Consider the following 22,907-nt stretch of genomic DNA (forward strand, 5'->3'; position numbering starts at 1 on the left):
TAGTAAAATTATACGTAAACCTGTAGGAATAAAATAATCTTTGTATCCTTAGAATTATGAAGTTTTGATAGTAGAACTTGGGACTCTTTTTTTAACATTATTATTTTGTTAGAGAAGAGAAAATCTTAAGGTAAATAAGTGATGGATTTTGATTAAAAAGGGTAGTTAATTCCAAAATTATAAACGGCTTCAGAAAAGTTATATCCTTTAAACCATCTTTGATCTCGATCACTAGCTGGATTAAAAGTTTTAAATCCAATATCTAATCGAACAACGAAGAATTCAAAATCATATCTAAAACCAAAACCTGAGCCTACGGCTACTTCTTGTATATCATCTAATCTAGAAAATACAGCTTCTTCTTCCTCTACATTATCCAATACATTCCAAATATTCCCGACATCGATAAATAATGCGCCATTAAGTGAGCCTAAAATGTTGTATCTGTATTCTAAGTTTGAAGCTAATTTTAAATTAGCTTCATTAAACTCATTTCTCCCACCACTACTTCCTGGGCCCAAATCATAGGCTAACCATGCTCTATTGTCATTTGGGCCTCCGCCAAAAAAACTTCGAGCAAAAGGTATACTGTTGGCATTGCCATATGGGATCGCAATCCCTCCAAAAGCCCTAAATGCAATTATATTTTTTCTTGCAAGATCCCAATGCTTTGTATAGTCTAATTCGATTTTTGCATATTGAGAAAATTCAACTCCAAAGATTTCAAATCGATCATTCGAATTTTTTTTCAAATCTGCCAAATTAGATACGGTACTTAATACATTTCCCGCAAGTTCTAGTTTGGCTCTAAACCTCGAAAAATCTTCATCGTATAAATTTTCTTTATTATTTCTTGTATACGTATAACTTGAGCCAAAGATTAAGTTATCCTCAGTTAATCTTACTTTTCTCTCGTTGATATTTCTTATATCCTGAAGTTGTTCTGCATTTAGGTCATTATCAGGAGCGGCTCCTAAAGATTCTGTTATAAAATCATCAGCTCCTCCTGGGATTTGTAATACAGCATCATTGATATCAGGTATACCTGTGCTTGGTTGCACAAAGAAAGGAGAGTTAGGGTCTAAAACTTGGCGAGCAATATCATTTAATTGATTAAAGGAGGTGTTGTATATGTTGAAGTAATTGTTCGTATTTAGATTGCGTACATATTGGACGTTTATAAGATCAAATTGATTGGTTACGATATTGCTGGAGTTCCAACGGTAATTGAATATCCCAGAGGCATTTTGTTTGTCTAACCCAATGTTTTGTTGAATGTTGATTCCAAAAATTAGATTCGTAGTTGGCGACATTCTTTTCGGAATAATTTTATTTGTTTTAAATGGAAAAACGATTTTTGGAAAAGATAATTTCACATCGGCCCCAACTTCAGAAATATTAAAAAATCTTTCTCCACCATCTACAGCATCACTAGATGAACCAATACTTCCTCTAGCTGATATTTCTAAGATTTCTGCTCCTCTAAAAACGTTCCGGATTAATAAAGATCCTCCAAAACCAATACCAAATGCTTGAATGTTAGATGTAGAAACATCAAACTGTACATTGGTGCTGTACTTTTTTCTTGGAGTCAATAAAATATTTGTAATTAGACTTTCTCCCGTGGGATCATTAGGATCTATATCATAACTGATGTTAGGATATTTAAATGTTCTTAGGTTATTTATTTGATTATAAGTAATTGTTCTGTCCTGATCTTTAAAAACCTCTCCAGGTGTGATCAGAATAGAATTGGCAATTGCTTTTCGCGTAAATTTGATTTTGTCATAAGCGTATATGTTGTACCCTTTATATGAGGTGCTATCTGTCGGTTTTTTGTCTCTGTTTTTGTATGAGTAATCAGTGAATACATTTACCTCGCTAATTTTGTGAACTTTGTATGGAATTCTTGCAGTAGAATCTCCAAAAGTTACTGGGCGATTTTTAATAATTAAATTAAGATTTACTTTATGATCCGTGTTTACAGTATCTGCATCAAATTTTATAAATTCTTTCTCAAAATGAAAAAGACCAGAGTTTCGGTATAAAGAGGTAAGTCTATCTCTTTCGGCTTCGATATCCAGCGTTTTGTATTGTTTTGTTGAAACTATAGCCGATTTATCCGTGTTGATCCTGTAGATTGAATCTGCAATGGGAGATTCAATTTTGGTTTGTAAAGAATCTATAAAATAAGGTTTGTTTGGTTTGATATAATAATCCACAAAAGCTCTTTTATTATCTTTTCTGGTTATTTTATAATCAGTTTCAACATTAAACCAACCATTGTTCCAATAATAAGCTTCTAACCTTTTTTCTGAACGTTTTGTTTTATTTTCGTCAAGAATTGAAGGAGGTTCTCCTGTTTTTTTTACCCATTCATTAATACCTGAAAGCCCTACACCTAGTCTATCAACTTGTTTTTTGGATAAAAAACGAATCATTCGTTTTTCTCTTTTTGGTTTTCGATGTAACCAATCTTGATATAAAGAATCTCTATTTACACTAGCAAGGTTATATATATGGAGGCGCAGTGGGATTCCTAGAGGCCTAGTATTTCGCTTTTGAATTAGTTGATTTTCAAGTTTGACATCATTGGTTTTGACGCTATCAACAAAAATTTGATTTTTTTCTAGTAGATATTCGTTTTCCTGAACTCTCTTAACCGCATTACACGAAATTAAAAAGATTGTAGTTAAGGTAATAAATAATATTTTTGTCAGAAAGTGTTTCAATCCCTATTTCATTATTGATTCAAAAATACACTATTTGTATGGTTAGCAAAAACCAAAAGAAACTAATAAAGAGTTTATATCAAAAAAAGTACCGAAAACAACATGAACTGTTCGTTGCTGAAGGAAAAAAAGTGATAAAAGAATTGCTTGATGCAAATTTTGAGTTGTATGCACTGTACACTGTTGATGAAGAAATCTTTAATATTGATGATAAACTGCAGTTCATTGTAACAGAAGAAGAGTTAAAACAAATTAGTTTTTTGGCTACAGCTCAAAGCGTATTAGCTATTTTTTCTACTCCTAAGCCTAGAGAAATTAATGATGATGGCATTGTGCTCTTATTGGATGATATTAGAGATCCAGGAAATTTAGGTACTATTATTCGTTTATGTGACTGGTTTGGAGTAAAAGAACTGGTGTGTTCGAATCAAACGGTAGATTGTTTTAATCCTAAAGTGATTCAAGCCACTATGGGTTCTATAACTAGAGTAAATATTAATTATACTGATACAGTAGCATTTTTACAGTCTCAAAAAGAAGGTGCTAATATTTTTGGTACTTTTATGGATGGAGATAATATATATCCAATGCAATTACCAGAACAAGCTGTTATTATAATGGGAAATGAAGCTAATGGAATATCTGCCGAAATTGAAAACCTTGTTAATAAACGAATTGCAATACCTCAATTTGGTGCTGGCCAAAAAACCGAAAGTTTAAACGTGGCAACAGCAACAGCAATTGTTCTCAGCGAATTTAAAAGATCTTTATAGTGATTTACTGAAAGGTAAAGTTTATAAAAACTCCTCGAGTAGACATTTTATCTATATCCGCAGTCCAAGGGCTATTAGGGTCGTTGTCTTTTACCAATTCATCAGACATTGCAAATACACCTCTTATAGAAGGAGTGAACTTGAAGTAGAAAAGATATAAGTCTATACCAAAACCTATTTCATAATAATTAGTATTGGTAGTCATTCTAAACTCTCCGGTGCTATTGTCATCAGGATTATCTTCATTACTGGATAAGTTAATAGAAGTAGATACTCCTCCTATAATAAAGGGTTTGAAATTATTAATCCTTTTGGTTGATATTTTTAGGAGCAATGGCACATGCACATAAGTTGATTTAACTTCTCGAAATGACTCGAATTGCGAAGTAAATGCTGGATTAGAAAAATTTAGGTTTCTGCTTGTAAATGTAACCATTGGTTCTAATCTAAGGTCGAGATAATCATTGATTCTCATGTTCCCTAGTAAACCTACACTAAAACCTATTGTCTTATCTACTACAATATCTGCATTTTCAAACTCGGTGGCATAATCAAAATTAAAATCGTAACTATTAAATCCAAGAATATAACCCCAACTAAATCGAGGTTTGTCAAAATTTTGTAAGTTTTGTACTTTTTCTTTCGAAAATAATTGAGCACTCATGTCTTGAGCACACATTACAAGGACAATTACAATAAAAAGTTTTTTCATCTACCTAAAAATTTACTGACTCATGATGTCTATCATGTTTATATTAATCAGTATAGTTGCTTTTTAAATGCCCTATTGATTGGGCTTTTATATTATTTTTTAGCTTTATAAATAGTAGCTACTCCAAAAGTTTGAGGTTTATCTTCAACATCTATAAACCCAATTTTTTTTAAAATATTGTTGAACGCTTCACCATAAGGAAAAGCTGCAGCACTTTCACTTAGGTAAGAATATGCGGATTGATCTTTAGAGAAAATCTTGCCAATAAGTGGTAATACCTTTGTGGTATATAGCTTGTGGCCTTGCCTGTAAGGGGTTTTGGTAGGAAGAGAAGTTTCTAACACCACAAAAATTCCTCCTGGTCTAAGCACTCTGTAAATTTCTGAAAGCCCTTTTTCGAGATTCTCAAAATTTCTAACCCCAAAAGCAACCGTAACAGCATCGAAATAGTTTTCTTCATAAGGAAGATTTTCACTATCCCCTGTAACCATATCAATTACAGTATCTAGATTTTTTGTTTCTATTTTTTTTCTACCTACTTCTAGCATTCCTGTCGAAATATCAAGACCTACAATTTTCGAAGCACCAGTCTTGGATAGGTTTATCGCCAAGTCTCCGGTTCCTGTAGCTACATCTAGAATTTTTTCAGGCTTGATTTTACCTACCAGTTTTACTACTTTCTTTCTCCATTTAACATCAATACCAAAAGAAATAACACGATTTAACCCATCATAGTTTCCCGAAATTGTATCAAACATTTCGGTAACCTGTTCTTTTTTAGATCTGTTATTATCTTTATATGGTGTTATATTTTCTGACATTCAAAAAAATTTAGGCAAATATACATTTTTGATATTGTTTGTGATAACAGATTCGAATTAAGTTGGATATAATCAAATTTCACCAGTTACTCAATTTGCACTATCTTTGTACGCTTTTATATTTTAAGACAGTAAGTGTCGTTATATAATGGAGTAAAAAATAATTTTTAGTTCTATTTTATCTTTAGATGAAAAACAATATACAAAACCGATGAAAATCATTATTGCCGGAGCAGGTGAAGTAGGATTTCATTTGGCTAAATTACTCTCGTTTGAGTCCCAGGATATTACTCTTATAGATACAGATAAGGAATGTCTTAACTATGCAGATACTCATCTAGATATTAGAGTTATTAAAGGAGATGCTACTTCTATTACGATTTTAAAAGAAGCAAGAGTCGCCAATGTTGATATGGTTATTAGCGTAACTTCTAGCGAAACAACTAATATTACAGTTTGTGTATTAGCAAAACAATTAGGTGCTAAAAGAACTATTGCAAGAATCTCGAATGCGGAGTTTATTGAGAATAAGGAAGAAGTCGGTTTTACCAAATTCGGTATTGATGAATTAATATCTCCAGAAGCACTTGCCGCAAGTGAAATAGAATTACTACTTAATCAATCGGCATTTCACGACAGTTATGAGTTCGAAGATGGAGCATTAACTATGGTGGGGACCACATTATCTGCAGAAGCTTTGTTTGTGGGTAAAACAGTACGAGAAGCAGCAGAGATATTTCCAGAACTCCATTTTATGCCTATCGCTATTCAGCGTTCAGGAACACAATATACTATTATACCAAGAGGAGATACATCCTTTAAGAAAGGAGATCAGGTGTATTTTGTTACTTCCAAAGGGGGAGTCGAGGAGCTCTATAAACTTACGGGTAAAGTAAAAGAGCAGATTAAAAATGTAATGATTCTTGGTGGAAGTAAAATAGGATATCAAACTTCATGTGATCTTTGTGATCATAAATTTAGGGTAAAACTTATTGAAAAAGATAAAGACAAATCTTTTGACTTGGCAGATGATTTACCAAATGCATTAATAATTAATGGAGATGGCCGCAATGTAGAGCTATTACAAGAAGAAAGTATAGAGGATATGGATGCTTTTATTGCGGTGACAGGTAATTCTGAAACAAATATTATGTCCTGTTTAGTGGCCAAGTCCAAAGGGGTTAGAAAAACAATTGCACTGGTAGAGAATATGGATTATTTTCAATTATCGCACTCTATAGGTATCGATACTTTAATCAATAAAAAACTACTTGCAGCTAATAATATTTTTAGGTTTATCAGAAAAGGTGAGGTTGTAGCGATGACCAAACTTAACAATATGAATGCCGAACTACTCGAGTTTATTGTTAAACCTACCTCAGAGGTAAGCGATAATCTTATTAAAGAACTTGATTTTCCTCGTTCTGCTATTATTGCAGGAGTTATTCGAGATGGAATAGGAATGATCCCATTAGGAGATTTTTATATCGAAGCAGGGGATAGGGTAGTCGTTTGTTGTTTACCAAAATCTATTAAGAAAATAGAAAAGCTCTTCTTGTAAACATGTCTAAATTAAACTATAAAATTATTTCACATATTATGGGGCTTTTGTTGCTCTGTAATGGTTGTTTTATGTTGTTCGCAACTATTATCAGTTTTATTTATAAAGATGGTGTGACCTTAGAGATTATGATGGCATCTTTGGCGACTATGTTTATTGGTATTGCAATGATGTTTTTGACTAGAGAACATCAAAAAGAAATTAATAAAAGAGAAGGGTATATAGTAGTTACTTTTGGATGGATTTTTATGTCTTTGAGCGGTACTTTACCCTATTTGTTTTCTGGAGCAATACCAACTTTTACAAATGCTTTTTTTGAGACGATGTCTGGGTACACTACCACAGGAGCCTCTATTTTAAATGAAATAGAAATTATCCCTAAAGGAATTTTGTTCTGGCGTAGTTTAACGCATTGGATAGGAGGTATGGGGATTATTGTTTTGGCGATTGCTATTTTACCATTATTAGGAATAGGAGGTATGCAATTATTTGCAGCTGAAGCGCCAGGGCCAAATGCCGATAAATTGCATCCTCGAATTACAGATACGGCAAAAAGATTGTGGTTGATTTATTTTGGATATACAGCAGCCGAAACTATTTTGTTAAAGCTGGCAGGAATGAATTTCTTTGATGCTATAAACCATGCATTAAGTACACTATCTACTGGAGGTTTTTCTACCAAAAATGCGAGTGTAGCTTATTGGAATGATCAACCCATGATACAATATATCATTATGTTGTTTATGTTTTTGGCAGGGATGAATTTTGTACTTAGTTATTTCGGTTTTAAGGGCAAGGTTCAGAAAATTATTAAAGATGAAGAGTTTAAGTTGTATAGCCTTTTTGTAATTGCATTTACTGTTATTGCAACGGTGATTATATATTTTAAAGCAGATGTTTCTATTTCTTCAATAGATCACCCCATGGTTTGGGGAGAAGCAGAAAGTGCCTTTCGTCATGCTTTATTTCAAGTACTAGCAGTAGTCACGACCACTGGTTTTGTAAGTGCTGATTTTACAATGTGGACACCTTTTTTAACAGTATTTTTCTTCGGGATTATGTTTTTAGGAGGATCTGCAGGATCGACCTCAGGAGGGATGAAAGTAGTTCGGCATTTAATTACTATTCGTAACGGAATTTTGGAGTTTAAAAGAACACTGCACCCTAGAGCTGTATTGCCAGTACGTTATAATACAAGAGCTGTATCTAAAGAAATTGTATTTAATATATTAGCATTTTTTATATTATATATGCTCGCTTTTATTATAGGTTCTGTGGTGTTAGGAGCGTTAGGTTTGGATTTTGAAACGGCTATTGGTGGGGCAGCCTCATCATTGGGTAATGTTGGCCCAGCTTTTGGAAAACTCAGTCCGGTTAATAATTTCGATGTTCTTCCTGATTTTGGGAAATGGTGGTGTTGTTTCTTAATGCTAATCGGAAGATTAGAACTTTTTACGGTGTTAATACTTCTTACACCTTTTTTCTGGCGTAATAGGTAATATAGATTTTTTAAAAATAAACGGCTAGTTTCTTAAGGAAGAGAGTAGTGTAGTGTTATAGTCCAAAGCTCTGTAACTTTTTTTATAGTGTCTTTTACTTTTCCGGTTATGCTATCCAGGTGTTCGGGCTCTATTAAAAAAATATCCAAAATAGATTCGTAATAACTCAAATGATTAGATATAAACTCCTTTTCAGGTTTCATGTCTAAAATTTCGTCGTCGGTTTTGGTTACATTGAAATTCTCTTTAAAGATTTGCAATACATTTTTTTGAACTATACGTTCTTTTTCCTGTATATCCATGGGGGAAATGGTTTTAAGTTGGTTTTTATGACCTGTTTAGGTGAAACAGGACCGTAACATAGATAGCTATAACTCTGATTTCATTTATTTATTATCGAAAAAAAATCTTTTAATGGTAAATAAAAGTTAAGATGTATTAAGATATTTCTAAAAAATACAAACCGACTATATCGAGGTGTGATATAGTCGGTTTGTATTATAATATTTTGAACTTTTTAGCCTATAGCTTCTTTAATTCTTTTAATAGCTTCTATGATTTGTTCTGTACTAGCGGCATACGAAATTCTAATGCAATTTCCATTTCCAAAAGCAATTCCTGTAACGGTGGCAACATTGGCTTTTTCTAGTAAAAACATAGAAAGATCTGTAGCATTTTCAATAGTTTGCCCTTGTAATGTTTTTCCGAAGTAATAAGAAACATCAGGGAAAACATAAAACGCACCCTCTGGTTCATTACATTCAAATCCTGGGATCTCAGATAATAGGTTTAAGATAAGTTTTCTTCGTTCTTTAAACTCATCAACCATGTATTGAATTTTGCTTACAGGAGCTTCTAGTGCTGTGATTACCGCTCGTTGAGCAATACAGTTTGCACCACTAGTCACTTGACCTTGTATTTTATTACAAGCTCTGGCTATCGATTTAGGAGCTCCTATATAACCAATTCTCCATCCCGTCATAGCAAATGCTTTTGCAACACCATTAATTGTTACGGTTCTGTCATACATATCTTCGAATTGTGCCATAGAAGCATGATCACCAACATAATTAATATGCTCATAGATTTCATCACTTACTACGATTATTTCCGGATATTTTTGTAACACATCTGCCAGAGCTCTAAGTTCTTGTTTACTGTAGATAGAGCCACTAGGGTTGCAAGGAGAGCTGTACCATAACATTTTTGTGTTTGGTGTGATAGCAGCTTCTAATTGCTCGGCAGTCATTTTAAAATCAGTATCTATAGATGTTTTTACTTCTACAGGTACTCCTCCAGATAGTTTTATAATATCACTATAACTTACCCAGTAAGGACATGGTAATATAACTTCGTCACCCGGATTAATATATACCTGCGCAACGTTATATAAAGATTGCTTAGCTCCGGTAGAAACAACAATCTGAGAGCGGTCATAAACAAGGTTATTGTCTCGTTTAAATTTGGTGATAATCGCATCTTTTAATTCAACATAACCATCTACTGGAGTGTATGAGTTATAATTGTCATTAACGGCTTGTATTGCAGCCTCTTTAATGAAATCTGGAGTATTAAAATCTGGTTCTCCAAGACTTAAACCAATAATGTCTTTTCCTTCTGCTCTTAGTTCTCTTGCTTTTGCAGCCATCGCTAATGTTGCCGAAGCTTCAAGAGCATTGATTCTGTCTGATAATTGTGTACTCATTTCCGATACTTGTGTACTCATTTTAATTGGTAATAATAAAAGTTATGATTGAATTGCAGGCTTAACTCCCATCTCTTTTAGGTGTTTGAAATGAGCAATTATAGCCTTTCGTGTGGTTTTATATTCGTTATAGGGTAAATTAAACTCTAAAGCAGTTTGTTTTACGATTTTCGAAATTTTGGTATAATGAACATGACTTATATTTGGAAAAATATGGTGCTCCACTTGGTGATTTAATCCACCAGTAAACCAATTTACCAATCTATTTTTGGTTGAAAAATTAACAGTAGTAAATAGTTGATGGATAGCCCAAGAATTTTTCATTGTTCCCGTTTGATCAGGAACAGGCATTTGCGCATCTTCAACCATATGAGCCAGTTGAAATACAACACTTAATATTAATCCAGCAACATAATGCATTATAAAAAAGCCTAGTAAAATCTTCCACCATGCTATAGACATAAATATCATGGGGATTACAATCCATATTAAAACATAAATCGTTTTGGTGACTACCACAGTACTCCATTGCTTTAAAGGACTAGGTAGCTTACCATAAGATAACTTACGGGCCAAATAATTCTTAGTTTGTTTGAAATCGGTTGTTAACGCCCAATTAAAAGTTAACAATCCATATAGGAATATAGAGTAATAATGTTGAAACCTATGAAAACGTCTCCATTGTGCGTGTTTAGTAAATCGAATCACTCGTCCGGCGTCCATGTCTTCATCATGTCCATGGATATTTGTGTATGTATGGTGTAAAACATTATGTTGTACCTGCCAATTGTACACATTTCCGGCTAGGATATAAATACTGTTTCCCATTAATTGATTGATCCATTTCTTAGAAGAATATGACCCATGATTTCCGTCATGCATTACATTCATACCTACGCCTGCCATACCAACTCCCATCACTATGGTAAGTAATAATAACCACCATTGAGAGATATCAAGGGTAAGGATTAAAAAATATGGTGTTAAGAAAAGGGAGAACATAACTATTGTTTTTAAGTGCAATCTCCAGTTTCCTGTTCTTTTGATATCGTTATCTTTGAAATACTGATTAACACGCTTATTTAGCGTTCTAAAAAATTTGGCAGAATCGGCTCTGCTAAAACGTACATTAGGTGTTGTCATGTTATTGAGGTTTATGACCAAACGTTATAGGTCATCGTAATATTGGGTAAATTTAGGTATTTAAATTTTTTTAAGTTCCTAAAAAGAAGTAAAATATATCAGTTTAACATGTATTTTTGCGCTTTAACTTGAATTGATGAATACCATATTAAAATATTTTCCGGATTTAACCGAAGAACAACAAGATCAGTTTTCTAAGCTGAGAGAATTGTATACTGAATGGAATGCAAAGATTAATGTAATTTCTCGTAAAGACATAGAATTGCTGTATGAACGACATGTATTGCATTCTCTGGGAATAGCTAAAATACAGAGTTTTAAGCCTGGATCTAATGTTTTGGATGTAGGTACGGGTGGAGGGTTTCCGGGGATTCCTTTGGCGATTTTATTCCCAGAAACGCAGTTTTATTTGATCGACGTTATTGCCAAAAAAATTAAAGTGGTTAATGAAGTGGCAAATGCTTTAGAGCTCAAAAATGTAAAAGCTGAACAACGCAGAGCAGGAACTTTTGACGAACGTTTTGACTTTGTAGTAAGTCGAGCAGTTACTAATATGCCGGATTTTGTGAAATGGGTACGCAAAAATATTGCTAAAAAAAGTAATCATGAGTTGCAAAATGGGATTTTGTACCTGAAAGGCGGAGATTTAACTCAGGAGCTAGCACTTTTTCCAAAAGCTGTAGAACATAATCTTTCTGATTATTTTAAAGAAGGTTTCTTCGAAACAAAGAAGGTGGTGTATCTTCCTTTAAAATATAAACTTTAACTTTTTAAATTTAACCGCATCTCAATTAAATGTTTTTTAAAGCCTGTCTTTTGGTAGGCTTTTATAGCTCGCGGGTTTTTCTCATAAACTTTTAAACGAATCTCTTCAATGTCTTTAGTGCTAAACCAATTGGTAATATGTGTTATAATGGCCTGGCTAACACCTTTTCCTCTATGTTCTTCTTTTACATACATAAAACCAATATACCCTAGCTGTTTTTGTAAAAAAAAATCTTGTCTATCTCTAATTTGACCATAACCACTACCAATGATTTCGTCATTAATTTCGGCAACCACAACTTCCGTTTGCTTCGAAAGGATATATTTTTCAATACTATAATAACTTATTTTTTCATGTTGCTTTAAAGTGATATCCATAGGACGCTCGGCTTCTATGATTTTTTGTTCAAAATCAAGAAGGGTAGGTAAATCCTCTATTTTAGCAGTTCTAAGAATCATATGGTATTGGTGTTAAAAGAAATAAAAAAAGGATGTCTTAAGACATCCTTTTTTGTTAATTGTATTATTCTCCTAGAAAAGGATATCTATAATCTTTTGGTGAAACAAAAGTTTCTTTAATGGTTCTTGGAGAAACCCAACGCAATAGATTTAAATATGATCCTGCTTTGTCATTTGTTCCAGAAGCTCGAGCACCACCAAAAGGTTGTTGTCCAACAACAGCTCCTGTTGGTTTATCATTAATATAAAAATTACCAGCACTATTTTGTAATGCTTTAGTAGCTTCTGCTGCTGCATAACGATTTGTAGAAAATATAGCTCCTGTGAGGGCATATTCGCTAGTGTTGTCAACTAATTTTAAGGTATCTGCCCATTGATTGTCATCATATACGTAAATGGTAATTACGGGCCCAAAAAGTTCTGTACACATTGTAGTGTATTTTGGGTCTTTTGCAAGAATTACTGTAGGCTCTATAAAATAACCTTTGGATTTGTCATAGTTACCACCTGCAATAATTTCTGCATCAGGGTCATTCTTAGCTTGGTCGATATATTTTGCTAGTTTATCAAAAGATCCTTCATGGATAACCGCAGTAATGAAGTTACTCATGTCTTCTGGTGATCCCATTTTAAAAGACTTAGTGTCTTCAATTAAAAACTTTTCTACATCTGCCCATAGGCTTTTAGGAATATAAGCTCTTGAAGCAGCGCTACATTTCTGTCCTTGAAATTCAAAAGCTCCTCGAGAGATACCAGTGGCTACTTGCTTAGCATTTGCACTAGGGTGAGCGATTATAAAGTCTTTACCTCCTGTTTCTCCAACTATTCTAGGATATGTTTTGTAGTTATGGATATTGGTTCCAATTTTTGCCCAAATATCTTTAAATACATGTGTGCTTCCAGTAAAGTGAATACCCGCAAAATCAGGGCTGGCTAAAACTGTATCTGTAATCATTACAGGATCTCCATATACCACATTAATTACTCCATCAGGCACGCCAGCTTCTTTAAAGATGTCTACAATAATTTTAGCCGAAAATATTTGGCTATCACTAGGTTTCCAAACTACAGTATTACCCATTAATGCAGCACTTGCAGGAAGATTTCCTGCAATAGCAGTAAAGTTAAATGGTGTAATAGCATATACAAATCCTTCTAATGGTCGGTATTCTAATCTGTTCCATGAATCTGAGGTAGAATCTGGTTGGTCCTCATAAATTTGAGTCATAAATTCTACGTTGAAGCGTAGAAAATCTATGAATTCGCATGCCGCATCAATTTCAGCCTGAAAAATATTCTTAGATTGAGCCAACATTGTTGATGCATTAATTCTTGCTCTATATGGCCCTGCTATTAGTTCTGCTGCTCTTAAAAATACAGCAGCACGTTGTTCCCAAGCTAGATCTGCCCACTGCTCTCTTGCTTCTATGGCGGTATCAATTGCTTTTTGTACGTGTGCTTTTTCTGCCTTGTGGTATGTTCCTAATACATGCTTGTGATCGTGAGGAGGAGACATTGTGCCGGTGTCCCCGGTTTTTATCTCTTCACCATTAATATATAAAGGAACATCTATTGTGTCGCTATACATTTTTTTATAAGTAGCCAGAACTTCTTCTCTCTCTGGTGTTCCAGGAGCGTAAGACTTTACAGGTTCATTTATTGCTGTAGGAACTTGAAAAAAACCTTTTCCCATAATGTAATATGTTGTTTAAAATTATTAAGATGTATTATCTAATGAGTTAGTCAATTAGGATAGCAAAGATAGAAAATTAAAAAAGTTAATATCTATTTTAACCTTTTATAAACATTGTGGGGTATGTATTTTTTTTTGTAAGTTGTCAAATATTTAGCCGACCCAAAATTTATGTGTACAGTAACGTTAATTCCAACTCAAGAAAATAATTTTATTCTAACCTCTAATCGTGATGAGGCTATTAATAGAAAAACATTACTTCCTGAGTTCTATCAAGTAAATAAAACAAGAATGCTATTTCCTAAAGATGCTGTAGCAGGAGGTACTTGGATAGGTGTAAGTGATAAAAATACAATGATATGTTTACTAAATGGTGGCTTTGAAATTCATGAAAGGCTTTCGTCATATAGACAAAGTAGAGGGGTTGTTGTAAAGGATTTGCTAGAAGCAGATTATTTAGAGGAGGCCATATTAGCATATGATTATAACGGTATAGAGCCATTTACTATAGTAGCGGCAAATTGGCAATCTGATTTGGTGCTTTTTGAATTGGTCTGGGATGGTAAGAAAAAACATTTCCGTTCCTTAGAGAAAGAAACCCATATTTGGTCATCTTCTACGCTTTATAATCAAAAAATGAAGACCATTCGTAAAAAGTGGTTTAAGACCTTTGAAGAAGAAAATATCCATACTCCAGATACCTTATTAGATTTTCATAAAAATGCTGGAATTGGAGATAAGGATGTTGATCTGCAAATAGATAGAGGTTTTTTGAAAACAAGAAGCATAACGCAGATTGTTAAGAATGATGAAGACTTATCTATGAGATATGAGAACTTACAAAACAAAGAGGTAAATACGGTTACTTTTGAAGCTATAACGGCGTGAACTACACAGGCAAAATAATTTCGCTTGCTTTTCCTGATACCTTTGTTCGTTTTTCTGACGAGAAAAATGCATCAAACCTATTACAATTATTTGGTTTGGGTAAGAATGGAGTGATTAAAGCTGGACATGCAGCCTTTGTTCTTATTGAAAACAAAACAGGAATTGCAGAATACTATGACTTTGGACGGTATATTACTCCTCAAGGTAAAGGGAGGGTTAGAAGTGCTGTTACCGATGTGGAGTTAGAAATACCTTTTAAGGCTACATTTACCTCAGACCAAAAATTAGCAAATATTAATGAATTTTTGTTGTGGCTTGAAAAGCATCCCGAAAAAACTCATGGTAGTGGTCGATTAGTGGCTTCGGTATGTGATAATATTTTTTATGATAAGGCAAGGGCGTATGTTATAGAGACTCAAAGCAGAGGGAGTATTCCGTATAGCACGTTTAGAAAAGAAGGAAGTAATTGTTCGAGAATCGTTACTGATACCATATTGGAAAGCACAGACAATTCGAAAATTAGAACCCCATTATTGAGAAATAAAATGTTTACACCAAGTCCTTTGGGTAATGTTGAAAAATCGCGTTTAAAAAACCCTATTTATCAAGTTGAAAAAGGGGAGTTGATAGTGTATCCAGGATCAGTTTTTAAAGAAAACCTCACAAACTACTTTGATAAGAAAATTCCTGAAATGACGAATAACCATGTGGTTAGTCCACAAGGATTTTTAAAGAACGCTCATTTTCTGGATGGTATAGGAAGTAGTGCATACTTTGTTATGAATTCTCACGAATCCAGTCAAAATCTGTTTGAGATCACAAGATATACAGAGTGTGGAGAGGAAGATTTTAAAGGTGTGTTTTCTGTTAAGAGCAAACACTTTGATATAGAGAAAGATTATTCTTTTGTTTATGATTCTAATTGTAAGTATTGCCATGTTGAGCAAGAAGGGAATAAAATCCGATTTGATTTAAAACATCGCATTATACCAATTAATGGCTAGAATATAGAATGAATAAGAATGTCTGATTAATTAAGAGCAAATGGTGCGCTTAGTTTAAAGCCAGGGATTAATACCTTAAACTTTCTGGTAGAAGTGAAGTTAACCATATTATAGTGTCCTTTCATAGCACCAAATGGAGAGCTAAGAAGACATCCACTGTTATATGTGTGAGATTCTCCAGGTTTAAGAACAGGTTTTTTGCCGATAACACCTTCCCCTTCCACAACTTCAGTGCTGTTTAAGGCGTCTTTGATTTCCCAGAAACGCGAAGTGAGTTGTACAGAGTCTTTACTTTGATTTTCAATTGTGATACGATAACCAAAGGCAAAATGAATCTTGTAGTTCTTATAGAACGTACCTTCAAAGGTGGTGTCCACCGAAATCTTTATACCTCTTGTTATTTGTTGAACCATCCTAAAAAATAAAAATCGAACCTGCAATAGTAATGGCGGAGCCAATACCTGCTAAGATAAAAAATAAAACATTCAATAATAGAAATTTAACAATAGTTTTGCCTCTACCTTGATTATAGAATTTTCGCATTGCTCTATAAAGGTAAAAAAGAAATATCCATATGGCAATCCCCGAAGCTGCTTTGCTTTTTATGATTTGATCAATTAGTATAGATATTCCGATAAGTATAAAAAACATGGTTTGCGTATGAAACGTAAATACTAAATGCTCCATGTAAGTAAAAGGCCTTCTAACATAGAGTAGCCATATACTTAATGCAAAGAAAGGAAGGAAGAAGAATATAATAAAAGGCAATTTGTTAAATATAAACTCTAATAGTTCACGGCCATAATTATCGTTAATACTATTTGTTTTTATAGCTCTGTGGTAGATATATTTATTAAATCTATTTTTTTTATGATTTAATTCTGTAAGGGCTCGAATAGCTGAGACTTCCCCTGTTTTGTCATAATGATCATCGTACATTGTCCATAGTTTTGTACTTTTCTTAAAAAAGCCCATAGAATCAATTTGTTCTTGCGAATAATAAATGATTTTTTCAGGTTCTTGTTCTTCTGTAAAGAAAGGTGAGGTGTTTTCTATTTCTGCTATATTTTTGGCGATTTCTTCTTTTTGTGATACCGAAAGCCCTTTGTTTCCTTTAATGTCTTTAGTGATTTTCTGTTTTAGAGAATCTACATCAACATTTTCTTTTATTTCATTAACAGCATCTTTTCCAAAAGATATCTTGTCTTCTACTCCTGTGCTAAAATCATCAAAATCAATAAACAACCCATTGATGATAAAAAATATTATAGAAACACTAAGGTAAAATCGAAAAGGATTAGCATACTTCACTCTAATGCCTTCTACATAATCTTTAGAGATTTTTCCAGGGCTAAATAGTAAAGCAATTATAGTGTGCCTTAATCGAGAATCGTATGAAAAAATACTGGCAAAAAACTCACCAAAAAAATCTTTTAATGATAGTTTTTTTGTGGTGTTGATTTGTCCGCAATTATGGCAATACCGATCAATCATATCTAAAGGAACGCCGCAATTAAGACATTCGTTTCCCCGATACTTTTTTAAAAATCTCCCCTTATTTTTCATGAATGGTTAGTTTGTCCCAACTAGGTGACTAAAATAATAGGAGTTTATTACAATGCCAAAAATGAATAACTAAATATTCTAATTTGTAATAGTCGAAGAGTTTCCTGTACCTTTTCCGATAGCACGATCATACCGAGCTCCCGGAGCTCGGTAGTATGGGATAACGGTATATTCGTTTTCAGTTTCGTCATAATTACCGCTAATAATCCCAGGATCCAGAGTTCCGTCTGGGCGTAAAAGAACGTATTTATAGTTGTAAAAACCTTGTTTAAATAACCTCGTAGCACTATAAAAACCAGTTTCTTTATTGTATTGTAGTTTTGTGGAATCGTCTAGCGTATAATTATTAAAATTACCATATATATGAAGTTCTCCATCCCCTATACCTTCATAAGATTCTAATAAAAAATGCATCCAGACATAATCAGCTTCAACATTGTTGTTATCATTAGCATTAATATTTCGAATTACAAAGTTTCCATTAATATCGGGGTTGTACGTGTATCTTCTATTTGCCCTTGTGATATTACGATGTAGATAATTATGGTAAATATCTTTTAGTTCTATTTTGGCGATACTTGCATAGGCAGCACGTATATCTTTACTGTCAAATGATAAATATTCGTTTCCTCCCCAAAAACTGGATTCTTGATCGTATTTGTACACCAGTTTGTTGGCAATAGTAAATTGCGGTATAAGGTTGGTTATAGCTTCTTTAATATCATTATTTTGAATGACTAGGGTTTGTACTGTTTTTTTAGGATTTCTTAGAATTTGGTTAGGTGAGTTTATTTCGAATTGAACGGATTGTCTGGTATCGATATATTTAAAATCTCTTGATCTTTTGGTGTATACCTTTACAGTTGTTAATGGTTCGTAAATGATGAATTTGCGAGAAAATACGGTTTCGTCATCATCATTATAAATTTCTAGTATGTAATTTCCGCTTACTTTTAATCCTCTTGTGTCTTCATTTGGGATACTTAATGTATAATGACTATACATTTGCAAGGTGTTAAATGAGTTTTCGTAATTAACTATTCGAATTTCATCAAATCCATCCATGAATTCATTTTTATATAAAACCGATGGAGTCCAATCAAAATTATAATGCGTAATTCTATAATAGTAATCGGCCTCATCACCATGAATATCATCAAAAGTAATTCTAAGAGGTTCTCCTAGTTTAATAATTGGGATTCCTGCGAATTCTTGATTGCCAGTAAATTGTATGGTCCGGATATAATCAACTGCGGGAGTTTCTTCAACAATAGACTGACCAAATAGAGTAAGATTAATATTGGTAAGAAATACAAGTAAAAGTGTAGTTTGTTGAAGTTTTTTAAACATTATTAAGGTTGTTGAGGGTATAAATATAAACAAAATACGTGCCTAAATGATAAAGTTGGTTTCTTTGAGAGTAAAACCTTTATTTAGAAACGTTATAAATAAAATCTTATAACACAACCAGCTTTCACTTACGTGTTTTAATTAGTAAATTTGCACGATTTTTTTAGTTAATTAACATAGACTACAAATATGTCAAAAGACATTCGTATCAGAAAAGGCTTAGACATTAAGCTTGTTGGTGAGGCAGAGAAGAAGACTTCAAAAGCTACCAGAAGTAATGTTTACGCAATTAAGCCTGACGATTTTCACGGTATTGTGCCAAAAGTTATTGCAAAACAGGGTACAGAAGTAAAAGCCGGCGAACCACTTTTTCACTCTAAATCTAATGAAAAAATACTTTTTCCTTCTCCTGTAAGTGGAGAAATAGCGGAAATTGTTCGTGGTGCCAAAAGAAAGATTTTAGCCTTTAAAATCCTTAGTGATAAGGAGCAGAAGTATGCAGATTTTGGAGCTAAAGACGTAAGTGCTATGAGTGGAGATGAGGTTAAAACTCATCTATTAGCATCTGGTTGCTGGCCATTCATTAAACAACGTCCTTATGATGTAATTGCAAATCCCGATGTTGCTCCAAAGGCAATATTTATTTCTGGATATGCAACTGCACCCTTATCGGCAGATTATGATTATATTCTAGAGGGTAAAGAGCAAGAAATTCAAGTTGCTATAGATGCACTTGGCAAATTAACCGATGGACAAGTTCATGTGTCGATTGGTAAAAATGGAAACTCTCCTCTTGCAAAACTTAATAATGTAGTACTTCATAATGTTTCTGGTCCACATCCGGCAGGAAATGTTAGCGTACAAATAGCAAAACTTGATCCTATTAATAAAGGAGAAGTTGTGTGGGTAGTAAATCCACAAGATCTTATTATTATTGGGGAATTATTGCTAACTGGGAAATTTAATGCAGAAAGAAACATTGCTTTGGCAGGTTCTTCGGTTAAAAATCCACAGTATTACACAACCAAAATAGGAGCTCAAGTATCAAGTGTTGTATACGATTCTGGAGTATATGATGAAGGAAATATACGTGTGATTAGTGGTGATGTACTTACCGGAGAAAATGTAAAACCTGATGGTTATTTAGGATATTATCATAGTAGTATCTCTGTGATTCCAGAAGGAGATGATTATGAGTTCTTTGGATGGAACAAGCCAATTTTTAATAAAATATCTCCATCAAGAGCACTTACTTTTTCTTGGTTATTTCCAAATAAAAAATATAGTCTTAATACAAATACTAATGGTGAGCATAGAGCTTTTGTAGTTACAGGAAACTATGAGAGTGTATTCCCTTTTGATATTTATCCATTACAACTGCTTAAAGCATGCGCGGTAAATGATTTGGATGCTATGGAGCAGTTAGGGATGTATGAAGTTGCTCCCGAGGATTTTGCCCTTACAGAATTTATATGTGTTTCTAAGCAACCACATCAGCAAATTATACGAGAAGGGTTAGACTTAATGTTAAAAGAAATAGGATAGTGCTATGGGATTAAAAGATAAATTACATAAACTAAAACTTAAGTATAAGGGTAAAAAGATGGCTCCAGCTTTTAATGCTATCCATACATTTTTGTATTTACCCAATGAAACTACACATTCTGGTTCTCATGTTCGAGGAGCAGATGATTTAAAACGAACCATGAATACTGTTATCATGGCTTTATTGCCATGTTTAATATTTGGGATGTTTAATGCTGGATATCAACATAATCTTGCCGAAGGAAATATAGAAGCTGTTGCTAATGGTTTTTTTAGTGCAGGTTTTTGGGCCTTTGATAACCTTACTATTGGACTATGGAAAGTATTACCATTAGTGATTATTTCTTACGGAGTTGGACTTGGCGTAGAATTCTTATTTGCGGTTATTAAAGGACACGAAGTTGAAGAAGGGTATTTGGTTACTGGGATGTTAGTACCTTTAATAGTACCGATAGATACTCCATTATGGATGCTAGCAGTAGCCGTAATCTTTGGTGTGGTTATAGGAAAAGAAGTCTTTGGAGGAACAGGAATGAATATTCTTAACCCTGCATTAACGATTAGAGCATTTCTATTCTTTGCATATCCAACATGGATGTCTGGAGATAAGGTTTGGGTGCATGGTGCTGTAGAAAGAGCAAATGAAATTGCAGATGGTGCAAAATTAGATGCGATATCGGGAGAAACCGTTTTAGGAGCTTTGGCTCAAGGAAAAGATCTTTCGTATTCTGTTTCTGATATGTTCCTTGGGTTTATTCCTGGTTCTGTTGGAGAAACTTCTGCACTTTTGATATTATTAGGAGGATTGTTTTTGATCTTTACTAAGATTGGAAGCTGGAGAATTATGTTAAGTGCTACACTAGGAGCATTAGCAATGGGATTAATTTTTAATGGTATTGTAAATGCCGAATGGATTAGTCAAGGAAGTAAATTCTATAGTTTGATGAGCACAGAGTTTTGGCATCATTTAATTATTGGTGGTTTTGCTTTTGGTGTTGTTTTTATGGCAACTGATCCTGTGACAGCTTCACAAACTAATAAAGGAAAATGGATATACGGATTTTTTATAGGATTTATATCTATACTAATTCGCGTATTCAACCCAGCATACCCAGAAGGAGTAATGTTAGCAATTTTATTGATGAATGTATTTGCTCCAACCATTGATCATTATGTGGTTCAGGGTAACGTGAAGAAAAGAATGAAACGTTTAAAACTTAAAACGGCTTAATCATGGCGATTAATACAGATAAAAATTCATATACAATCATATTTGCTATCGCGATGGTAGTTGTGGTTGGTTCATTATTAGCATTTACTGCTTCTTCGTTAAAAGGAAGGATAGATGCAAATAAACGTACAGAAAAGCAGCAGAACATACTTTTTGCAATGGGGGTTACTGATACCGAAGATCCTAACGAATTTGTGCCTGCAGAGCAAGCTCAGGAATTATTCGATAAGTATGTAGGTGAAGAACAATACATCATTGTTGGAAGTACAGCTCAAAAAACTACAGATGCATTTGATATCGAAGTTAAGAAAGAGAATGACAAGGTAAAACAAGATGATAGTTACGAAAGAAAATTACCTATGTTCATCGGTAAAAAAGATGGTCAAGAATTTTATGTAGTGCCTATGAGAGGAAATGGTCTTTGGGATGCTATCTGGGGATATGTTTCTTTAGATAAAGAATTTAAAACGGTTAAAGGAGCGTTTTTTGATCATAAAGGTGAAACTCCGGGATTAGGAGCTAATATCAAAGAAGCTTATTTTAGAGATGACTTTATTGGTGAACGCATTGTAGATGCTTCTGGCACTTATAAAGGGATTACAGTAAAGAAAGGTAATGCAGATCCTAAAAATGTAAGAAAAGATGATAATGCAGTTGATGCTATGGCTGGAGCTACAATTACTGGAGACGGTGTAACAGCAATGGTAAAGAAAGGAATAAAGATGTATCAACCTTATTTCGAAACTTTAAAAAAATAACAAATGGCTGAAGTAACAGAAGAAAAAGTAAAAGCAAAAGAGCCTAAAGAGCCTTTGTTTTCGAAGAAAAACAAAAAATTACTTACAGATCCACTAGCAGATAATAATCCGATTACTATTCAAGTATTAGGTATTTGTTCTGCGCTAGCAATTACAGCTCAATTAAAGCCATCAATTGTGATGGCCATTTCGGTAATTTTTGTATTAGGGATTGGTAATGTGGTTATTTCTTTAATGAGAAACATAATTCCTTCAAAAATTAGAATTATCGTTCAGCTAGTTGTTGTAGCTGCTTTAGTTATTGTTGTTGATCAAGTACTGAAAGCTTTTGCATATACACTTAGTAAAGAACTTTCGGTATTTATTGGATTGATTATTACTAACTGTATAATCATGGGACGTTTTGAAGCTTTTGCTTTGGGTAATGGACCATGGAAATCATTTTTGGATGGTATTGGTAATGCTGCAGGTTATGGTGTTTTATTGGTAATTGTGGCTTTCTTTAGAGAGTTATTGGGATCAGGAACATTATTTGGAGCTAAAGTATTAGGTGATCCAATAGATAAAACAGGATTGTATGCTTATGGTTACGAAAATAATGGTTTCATGGTATTAGCACCTATGGCGTTAATAACTGTAGGAGTTATTATTTGGATTCAGAGAAGTAAAAATAAAGCATTAATCGAAGATCATTAAAATAAA

Annotated in this window: 21 protein-coding genes; 10 read left to right on the top strand and 11 right to left on the bottom strand. The window is 33.5% G+C overall.

Features of this window, described 5'->3' with window-relative positions:
- Positions 1-152: 152 nt before the first annotated feature.
- A complete protein-coding gene (locus DK508_RS05770; protein ID WP_109299794.1) occupies positions 153-2,732 on the bottom strand; it encodes a BamA/TamA family outer membrane protein in 2,580 nt (859 codons plus the stop codon).
- Between the two features lie 38 nt (positions 2,733-2,770).
- On the opposite strand from DK508_RS05770, the gene DK508_RS05775 reads away from it, so the two are divergent.
- Entirely contained in the window at positions 2,771-3,505 is a 735-nt protein-coding gene (locus tag DK508_RS05775) for an RNA methyltransferase (protein ID WP_109299795.1), read from the top strand.
- A gap of 4 nt (positions 3,506-3,509) precedes the next feature.
- Here DK508_RS05775 and DK508_RS05780 read toward each other — a convergent pair whose 3' ends face one another.
- Both DK508_RS05780 and ubiE read right to left on the bottom strand, forming a co-directional pair.
- Positions 3,510-4,217 carry a porin family protein gene (locus DK508_RS05780; protein WP_109299796.1) on the bottom strand — a complete coding sequence of 236 codons (708 nt, stop codon included), beginning with the start codon at positions 4,215-4,217 and terminating at the stop codon, positions 3,510-3,512.
- A gap of 92 nt (positions 4,218-4,309) precedes the next feature.
- Positions 4,310-5,038 (bottom strand): bifunctional demethylmenaquinone methyltransferase/2-methoxy-6-polyprenyl-1,4-benzoquinol methylase UbiE, encoded by a 729-nt coding sequence (gene ubiE, locus DK508_RS05785; RefSeq protein WP_109299797.1) that lies wholly within the window; start codon positions 5,036-5,038, stop codon positions 4,310-4,312.
- Positions 5,039-5,249: 211 nt separating this feature from the next.
- Between ubiE and trkA the strand changes: the two genes are divergently transcribed.
- Together trkA and DK508_RS05795 are read left to right on the top strand one after the other, a co-directional pair.
- Positions 5,250-6,599, top strand: coding sequence for a Trk system potassium transporter TrkA (trkA, locus tag DK508_RS05790; protein WP_109299798.1), 1,350 nt, complete (start codon positions 5,250-5,252; stop codon positions 6,597-6,599).
- A 2-nt stretch (positions 6,600-6,601) separates the two neighbouring features.
- Positions 6,602-8,098, top strand: a complete 1,497-nt coding sequence (locus DK508_RS05795) for a TrkH family potassium uptake protein (RefSeq protein ID WP_109299799.1) — start codon at positions 6,602-6,604, stop codon at positions 8,096-8,098.
- Between the two features lie 32 nt (positions 8,099-8,130).
- Here the strand turns inward: DK508_RS05795 and DK508_RS05800 are convergent, their stop codons facing one another.
- From DK508_RS05800 to DK508_RS05810, 3 genes are all read right to left on the bottom strand, one after another.
- Entirely contained in the window at positions 8,131-8,400 is a 270-nt protein-coding gene (locus DK508_RS05800) for a hypothetical protein (protein WP_109299800.1), read from the bottom strand.
- A gap of 215 nt (positions 8,401-8,615) precedes the next feature.
- Positions 8,616-9,803: a pyridoxal phosphate-dependent aminotransferase gene (locus DK508_RS05805; protein WP_109299965.1), complete on the bottom strand. Its 1,188-nt coding sequence runs from the start codon at positions 9,801-9,803 to the stop codon at positions 8,616-8,618.
- A 42-nt stretch (positions 9,804-9,845) separates the two neighbouring features.
- A complete protein-coding gene (locus DK508_RS05810; protein WP_109299801.1) occupies positions 9,846-10,946 on the bottom strand; it encodes an acyl-CoA desaturase in 1,101 nt (366 codons plus the stop codon).
- Between the two features lie 136 nt (positions 10,947-11,082).
- Here DK508_RS05810 and rsmG point away from each other — a divergent pair, with 136 nt between their 5' ends.
- Entirely contained in the window at positions 11,083-11,712 is a 630-nt protein-coding gene (gene rsmG, locus DK508_RS05815) for a 16S rRNA (guanine(527)-N(7))-methyltransferase RsmG (protein ID WP_109299802.1), read from the top strand.
- Here rsmG and DK508_RS05820 read toward each other — a convergent pair.
- The gene (locus DK508_RS05820; protein ID WP_109299803.1) at positions 11,709-12,170 is read right to left on the bottom strand and encodes a GNAT family N-acetyltransferase; all 462 of its coding nucleotides are present in this window, start codon (positions 12,168-12,170) and stop codon (positions 11,709-11,711) included. The genes rsmG and DK508_RS05820 overlap by 4 nt on opposite strands.
- Before the next feature lie 64 nt (positions 12,171-12,234).
- On the bottom strand, positions 12,235-13,863 hold the full coding sequence (pruA, locus tag DK508_RS05825) for an L-glutamate gamma-semialdehyde dehydrogenase (protein WP_109299804.1): 1,629 nt from the start codon (positions 13,861-13,863) through the stop codon (positions 12,235-12,237).
- 171 nt (positions 13,864-14,034) lie between these two features.
- On the opposite strand from pruA, the gene DK508_RS05830 reads away from it, so the two are divergent.
- On the top strand, positions 14,035-14,751 hold the full coding sequence (locus DK508_RS05830; protein ID WP_109299805.1) for an NRDE family protein: 717 nt from the start codon (positions 14,035-14,037) through the stop codon (positions 14,749-14,751).
- Positions 14,748-15,755, top strand: a complete 1,008-nt coding sequence (locus tag DK508_RS05835) for a DUF6695 family protein (RefSeq protein ID WP_109299806.1) — start codon at positions 14,748-14,750, stop codon at positions 15,753-15,755. The genes DK508_RS05830 and DK508_RS05835 overlap by 4 nt, the downstream gene beginning before the upstream one ends.
- Positions 15,756-15,781: 26 nt before the next feature.
- Here DK508_RS05835 and apaG read toward each other — a convergent pair whose 3' ends face one another.
- From apaG to DK508_RS05850, 3 genes are all read right to left on the bottom strand, one after another.
- A complete protein-coding gene (gene apaG / locus DK508_RS05840) occupies positions 15,782-16,168 on the bottom strand; it encodes a Co2+/Mg2+ efflux protein ApaG (RefSeq protein WP_109299807.1) in 387 nt (128 codons plus the stop codon).
- Between the two features lies 1 nt (position 16,169).
- Positions 16,170-17,321 carry a DUF3667 domain-containing protein gene (locus tag DK508_RS05845; protein ID WP_235016296.1) on the bottom strand — a complete coding sequence of 384 codons (1,152 nt, stop codon included), beginning with the start codon at positions 17,319-17,321 and terminating at the stop codon, positions 16,170-16,172.
- Positions 17,322-17,399: 78 nt separating this feature from the next.
- The gene (locus DK508_RS05850; RefSeq protein WP_109299808.1) at positions 17,400-18,671 is read right to left on the bottom strand and encodes a DUF5103 domain-containing protein; all 1,272 of its coding nucleotides are present in this window, start codon (positions 18,669-18,671) and stop codon (positions 17,400-17,402) included.
- A gap of 189 nt (positions 18,672-18,860) precedes the next feature.
- Here DK508_RS05850 and DK508_RS05855 point away from each other — a divergent pair, with 189 nt between their 5' ends.
- The 4 genes from DK508_RS05855 to DK508_RS05870 are packed head-to-tail and all read left to right on the top strand — an operon-like array spanning position 18,861 to position 22,901.
- Positions 18,861-20,216: a Na(+)-translocating NADH-quinone reductase subunit A gene (locus tag DK508_RS05855; protein ID WP_109299809.1), complete on the top strand. Its 1,356-nt coding sequence runs from the start codon at positions 18,861-18,863 to the stop codon at positions 20,214-20,216.
- Between the two features lie 4 nt (positions 20,217-20,220).
- Positions 20,221-21,447 carry an NADH:ubiquinone reductase (Na(+)-transporting) subunit B gene (locus tag DK508_RS05860; protein ID WP_109299810.1) on the top strand — a complete coding sequence of 409 codons (1,227 nt, stop codon included), beginning with the start codon at positions 20,221-20,223 and terminating at the stop codon, positions 21,445-21,447.
- 2 nt (positions 21,448-21,449) lie between these two features.
- Positions 21,450-22,205: a Na(+)-translocating NADH-quinone reductase subunit C gene (locus tag DK508_RS05865; RefSeq protein ID WP_109299811.1), complete on the top strand. Its 756-nt coding sequence runs from the start codon at positions 21,450-21,452 to the stop codon at positions 22,203-22,205.
- Between the two features lie 3 nt (positions 22,206-22,208).
- Positions 22,209-22,901: an NADH:ubiquinone reductase (Na(+)-transporting) subunit D gene (locus DK508_RS05870; protein ID WP_109299812.1), complete on the top strand. Its 693-nt coding sequence runs from the start codon at positions 22,209-22,211 to the stop codon at positions 22,899-22,901.
- Positions 22,902-22,907: the final 6 nt, after the last annotated feature.

The sequence above is a fragment of the Aquimarina sp. AU474 genome (genome assembly GCF_900312815.1).
Classification (GTDB): Bacteria; Bacteroidota; Bacteroidia; order Flavobacteriales; family Flavobacteriaceae; genus Aquimarina.